This window comes from Nitrosomonas ureae (assembly GCF_900108305.1).
Lineage (GTDB): Bacteria > Pseudomonadota > Gammaproteobacteria > Burkholderiales > Nitrosomonadaceae > Nitrosomonas > Nitrosomonas ureae_B.
The window spans coordinates 1-2,139 of the sequence record NZ_FNUX01000065.1 but is presented as its reverse complement, the minus strand read 5'-3'; the positions used below and the strand labels follow the sequence as shown (position 1 = coordinate 2,139).

Sequence of the window (2,139 nt, the reverse complement as noted above, 5' to 3'; positions counted from 1 at the left end):
GTAAGCGTCCAACCCCACCACCTATTATTGCTTCAATTTAAGTGATTGAATGAATTCCGGCGCAAATGGCAACAACTCGTCAATGCGGCTGTTAGGCCAGGTAGGAAGTTTTGTGAGGATATCATTAAGCCATGCACCCGGGTTGAGGCCGTTGAGTTGAGCGGTGCCGAGCAGGGTTTGAATGTTAGCTGCGCGTTGTCCGGCTCGTTGAGATCCTGTAAAGAGCCAATTTTTCTTACCAATCGCTATGGGGCGAATTGAGTTTTCCACCGGATTGTTGTCGATCGGCAAGTAACCGGTGTGTGCGTAGCGCACCAGACTCGGCCAGCGTTTAAGCGCGTAGTCCAATGCTTTGGCAGATGCGCCGCCATGTGCGGTTTGCATTCGGGTTTGCCTCAGCCAGTCATGTAGTTCGTCGAGTACCGGCAAGCTTTTTTCTGCACGCAGTTGCTGGCGTAATTCGATGTTCAGGTGTTTACTTTCTTTCTCGATGGCGTATAAGTTGGCGATACGCTGCAGTGCTTCGAATGCCATCGAACTGCCATTAGCCTGATGCAGGTCGAAGAATTTACGCCTGGCATGCGCCCAACACGCCAGCTCAGTACAGGACAAGGCTGCTCTGGAGAACAATGCTTTGTAGCCGCCATAGTCGTCGACCAGCAAATGACCTTGCCAGTTTTGCAGAAAATTACGTGCATGCTGACCGCTGCGGCTGATTTGATAATCGAAGACAACAATGCGCGGGCCAGGATCGAGATCGTTGCTGCGATAGGCCCATAGATAAGCGCGCTGCGTTTTGCCGTTGCCGGGTTCCAGTTGCGTCACCGGTGTCTCATCGGCGTGAAGTGTGTTGCCTTGCAGAAGGTGCCATTTCAACTGCTCTGTCAACGGTTGTAGCGCGACACCGATGCGGCCCACCCATTCGGCCAGCGTGGAGCGCGATAGTGTAACCTGCTCGCGCGCAGCGATCTGTTCCAGACGATAAAGTGGCAAATGATTGAGGTATTTGCTGGTGATCACCCAGGCTAACAGACCAGGTGCTGCCATGCCACTGTCAATGATTGCCGGTGGTACCGGTTCTGCCGTGATAGTTTCGCAGGATTTGCAGGCATATTGTGGCCGAATGTGGCGGTGAACGAAGAACCTGGCCGGCTCCACATCGAGTTGCTCGGTCACATCTTCACCGATTTTGACCAGTTTGTTGCCACACTGACCACATTGACAAGATTCCGGTTCATGGCGATGTTCAATGCGTGGCAGATGATCAGGCAGCGGCTGACGGCCTGCGCGTACACGCGGTGATTTGGGCGCATTAGTTTTTACCGTGACATCAATCTGCTCGATTTCTGCATGAACAGCTGCAATATCGGCCAGCACAGATTCTTCAAACAGGTTGGGTTGCGATGACAGCGATTCATTCTTCTTGCCAAACTGAATACGGCGCAAATGCGCCAATTCCATCGTGAGTGCCTGGATCTTGAGTTCCTGTACACGGATAGCTTGTTGCGCCTGATCGAGCAGCGCTTGAACAATTCCAGTGACCTGTTGTTTGGTATGTGCATCAAGGTTCAACTGATCAAGCTGTGCCAGTGGTTTCATGGTCGTCATTATACTACAAAACGACACCAACCATCTGTTAATAATAGATTATTAGTGATTTCTTATGCCTGTAGATGAGCAGGGGGCAATGCCGACAAACGCTGCCAGTCCACGCCCGCTATGAGCCATTCCCAGTATGATTGGGTCAATTCAAAACAACCTTCTTCCAACTTCGGCCACACAAACCGCCCTTGATGTAACCGGCGATGACATAACCAGACGCCAGTGCCATCCCATAACAGCACCTTCATCCGGTTGCGGGTACGATTGCAAAACACAAAAGCCGATCCCGCACAGGGTGAATGACCCAATGTCTGTTGGACAATCAGCGATAATCCATCAATACCCCGGCGCATATCCACAGGCTCAACAACCATCCAGATTTGCCCCACAGGGGCAATCAATCCAGACATTTCAATAATTCGCCCAGCCATTGCGGTGAAACATTTGTCGACAGTTCGAGTGTATGACCCCCTGAACAGCGTAGTTTTAAATAACCTGATACCGATGCAACTGGTGTGATCTTCGCCGGTATCAACG

2 protein-coding genes are annotated in these 2,139 nt (G+C 51.4%); both read right to left on the bottom strand.

Features of this window, described 5'->3' with window-relative positions; translation table 11 throughout:
• Positions 1 to 24: 24 nt before the first annotated feature.
• On the bottom strand, positions 25 to 1,599 hold the full coding sequence (gene tnpC / locus C4S39_RS15010) for an IS66 family transposase (RefSeq protein ID WP_041362060.1): 1,575 nt from the start codon (positions 1,597 to 1,599) through the stop codon (positions 25 to 27).
• Positions 1,600 to 1,661: 62 nt separating this feature from the next.
• On the bottom strand, positions 1,662 to 2,139 hold a 478-nt coding region (gene tnpB, locus C4S39_RS15005), incomplete at its 5' end, for an IS66 family insertion sequence element accessory protein TnpB (RefSeq protein ID WP_258039477.1).

Bases quoted from the DNA above. Each gene is read 5' to 3' on its own strand.
- tnpC (WP_041362060.1), bottom strand. From the start codon at position 1,599: ATGAAACCACTGGCACAGCTTGATCAGTTGAACCTTGATGCACATACC.